The following is a 3,761-nucleotide window of genomic DNA, read 5'->3' on the forward strand; positions in this document are numbered from 1 at the left end:
TAGTTCTCAATTATTGGCTCTGCGTTTTGTAAGTTTCTATCACCTGATAAATCTTGTTTTGAATAAAATACTACTCGATTTAAGTCTCTTTTCATTGATGATAGTTAAATTCAGAAGGTGATTTTTCAAATTGGTGCCAACGGTCTTGTGTATGAAACGTAGCGTATAAAAAGACACTAACTTTTCGGATTTAGCACGAGCCGAATTTTTTATTTTTATGTTTAAATTTCTTTTTTAAATATAACCAAATAAAAAATTTGGCGTACTTTGTAAATATACAAAAACCTCTCGTAAAGCCTATAATAGCTATGTTTTATACACGTTGTTGTGTGTAGTGTTTTTCACGTTTTGCTTTTTTTCCGATGTTTGTTTTTAGTTCGTCATTGTGCGTTGGCGAGACATACTCTTTTGCAATTTTTGGTTTAGCGTTGGCTGATGCGAATTGTAAATGTGTATGGCTTTGAGCGTTGGCATTATTCAGTTTATATTTCTATTTATTTCCTTTTGCTCGATTATGAGTTTTACATAACATTTCGCAATTCTTTATGTCTGTTTTTCCTCCTTTGCTCCAAGCTGTAACGTGGTCAGCATCCATTTCTTTAATTTTATAAATTCTGTTTTTATTAGAATTATTACCTAAAGCACAAAGAGGACAATTTGAAATTTCTTTTTTCTCGGCTTCTTGAGTTTGCTTTGAATAAGTTGCCTTTTTAGTCGCTTCGTCAAATACTCTAACGTCAAGTAATTTTGTGTCAGTTAAGCCTCCTAAAATGTATTCAAATACTCCTTTTCTATTTTTCACATAAGGGTCAGCGTAAAGTTGCTTAACTTGTTCTGAAACTTTTTGAGGATTGTAAGGTGTCTTTCTATAAGTTTCATAAAATTCTCCCCATTTTAAGCCTTTCATTTCGGATTCTACATCTTTAAATACACCTGAAACCCAATCAATAACACTTGTGAAATAATTTTTAAGTTCATTAATGTTATCATCATAACGATGTAAACTCATATAAGGAATTATCTCGCCTTTACTTACCCAATCTAATGCACGTTCTAAAAAATCTTGTCGGTTTGCACTACCAGAAATATAAGCACTCCATTTGTGTATATTTGAATTTTGACTATTACTAAATTCTTCTTTTGCTAACGTTACAAAAGGACCAGAAAAAACAGCGTTGTTAATTTCTTGATTATTTAATGGAACACCAACAATGTTAATAGTACGAAACCAATTTTTAATTTCAGGTTCTGTTCCTTCACATTCATAAATTAGTAAAGGTGTTTGTAAGATTAAATCCTGTTTACTTTTGGCAATTCCACTAAAATATTGCTCCATTCCATTGTCATCTTTTATGGCAAATTTATTTGATACATAACGACCAATACTTGTGATGCGTTGTTGACCATCTAAAACTTCAAATTTTTCGTCACTTACTTTGTTGAAATAAATAAGTCCAAGAGGATATTTTTTCAATATAGACTCTATTACAGCAACATCTTTTTTACCATCTGCATAAATATAATTTCTTTGATATTCAGGTTGGATAGTTAATTTACCTGATAAACCAAATAAACCCTTTCCTTCAAGTTCATTGTAAACAAAACCCTCACAAATATCTTTTACTGTTATATCTGTTCTTAACGTATTTTCCATTTATTATTTTCTATGTTTTATTAGGATTCTGCCAAATTTTCTTTTTCCATTAACGACAGCTCCACCACCTCTATCTTCTTTAAGTTGTTTGTATTTAAGTCTTTCCAAAATTTTTTTTGGTGCTGATGCTCGTGTGTTACCACTTGCTTGCCAAATAATTTCAAATTGTTCTGGTGAGTATTTATCAATAAATGTTATTGGAACACCCATAACACCATCATAATCGCTCGGAATAGAATCAACCCAAGGGATTTCTATAGCGTCATAATTTTCATATTTCTGATATTCTTTTCCTTTAATATCTTTATGGCGACTAAATTTTATATTGTCCGCCATAGTCATAAGAGGTAATGGCTGATGTCTTCTTCCGTGGTCAATATTTGTAAACCAACAAACACCTGGAACGCGATTTACTTTTACACCATTTTGTTCTCTATCAAATTTGTATGAAGATGAATAGACAAAATCATCAGGAACTTGAAAATACATTCCTTTATTAAAATTTGTTGCACCTAACCATAATCTATCTTCTTGAATTAGTGGAAAAAGTTCTTTGTAAGCAATTGCATTTAAATTTCCAATCAATAAAAATTGTTTATTCGCTTCAACTATCCAAGCTAAAAAATCTCTAAAAAGAGAAAAAGGTGGATTCGTAACTATTATATCCGATTCGTCTCTTAATTTTTTTATTTCTTTACTACTGAAGTCTCCATCTCCTTCTAAATATTCCCATTCTAAATCGTTAATATCAATTTTCCCATCTCCTGAAATATCGCGAGTTAAAGAAAAGATTTTGCCATTTTGAATAGTTTTGTCTCTATCGAAATTAGGATGACTTGTTTCGAAGAGTGTAGGTTGATTTTTGAGTTTATACAATTTACTTGCAGGTGCATAACTTGTACTTATCAATTTTTTTATTCCAAATCTCTCAAAATTTTGTGCGAAATATTTTGTGAAATTGCTCCATTCTGGGTCATCACAAGGAAGAAGTACAGTTTTGTTTTTGAAAACATCAGGATTAAATTCTAAATATGCCGAAACTTCTTTTTCAATGTCGTGATATTGTGTATAAAATTCATCATTCTTTGAATTTTGAGCATTGGTCATTGTTGGTATTGGCATATTCTATTTTAATTTTATCTTCAGTTTTCAATTTAACATTATTTTCAGCGTTGGCAAGAAACAGCTCTTTTATTTTTTTTCAGCGTTGGCTTTCGTGTCGGCAAAAAAATAAATGTGCTGTTTGAGCGTTGGCTTTTTAAGTTCAAATGTTCAATTTTAGCACGATTTTTACATTACACACAACGTGTTTGTGTATGATTTCGTTGCATGTTTCAGCACTAAAGTTAGCAAATAAATCACAGATAGAAAATCTGCGAGGATTTTCGTAAGTAGGCGAGTACTAGCAATGAATTATACACGGTGTTAGCCACTGGTTTTATTCCGATTTTTTATTATTCCGCTTATTATATTAATCGGATAAATTATTTGTCCGAAAATCGCAATTAAAGCTATTAAATAAATTGCTAAAGTCAGATTATTATTGAAATTATATTCCATTATTGATTCTCGGAAAAGTTGTGCCAAAATCCATATGAGTAAAATTCCGCCAAAAGTCAGCGCAATGTGAATCAAATTCAGCCTTTTGGATAGCTTTCTGTTTGCTTTTAGCATAAACCAATATCCAATTCCAATTATTCCGAAAAGAATTGAAATCAGCGTTGCTAAATGTAAATAATTAATTATGTAGTAAGTGTCGTGAACATTTATATCCAATACGGCATCATCACTCAAAATTCCAATCAGCATTATAATCGGAATTGCGAGTAAAAAAATCAGATGTGGTTTGTTAATCAGAAATTTCATTTTTCAGTTTAAGTTATATACTCAGATTGAAATTCGGTTATTAAAAATCTAAAAATTTGAATTTATCACTAATTTTCGTTGGTCTGGTCAACTTGTGGCTAACTCGTTATATAAAACTATCTACACTTCATATCCCATAAATAAATCCGGATATCACAAATTTTATATAATAGCTTTCAATTTATAAAATTAAGAAATACTTTACAAATATCTATACGTAGTTATACGTATATTTCAATAA

The 3,761-nt window shown here is 30.4% G+C and carries 3 protein-coding genes; all 3 read right to left on the reverse strand.

Annotated elements, in window-relative coordinates; all coding sequences use genetic code 11:
* Positions 1–490: 490 nt before the first annotated feature.
* The 3 genes from AB8B65_RS15425 to AB8B65_RS15435 all read right to left on the reverse strand — a co-directional run bounded on the left by AB8B65_RS15425 (position 491) and on the right by AB8B65_RS15435 (position 3,520).
* Positions 491–1,654, reverse strand: a complete 1,164-nt coding sequence (locus AB8B65_RS15425; RefSeq protein ID WP_405302163.1) for a DUF262 domain-containing protein — start codon at positions 1,652–1,654, stop codon at positions 491–493.
* Positions 1,655–1,657: 3 nt separating this feature from the next.
* Entirely contained in the window at positions 1,658–2,776 is a 1,119-nt protein-coding gene (locus AB8B65_RS15430) for an adenine-specific methyltransferase EcoRI family protein (RefSeq protein WP_405302164.1), read from the reverse strand.
* A gap of 303 nt (positions 2,777–3,079) precedes the next feature.
* Positions 3,080–3,520: a cbb3-type cytochrome c oxidase subunit I gene (locus AB8B65_RS15435; protein WP_405302165.1), complete on the reverse strand. Its 441-nt coding sequence runs from the start codon at positions 3,518–3,520 to the stop codon at positions 3,080–3,082.
* Positions 3,521–3,761: the final 241 nt, after the last annotated feature.

The sequence above is a fragment of the Kordia sp. genome (genome assembly GCF_045105435.1).
In the GTDB taxonomy this organism is placed as follows: domain Bacteria; phylum Bacteroidota; class Bacteroidia; order Flavobacteriales; family Flavobacteriaceae; genus Kordia.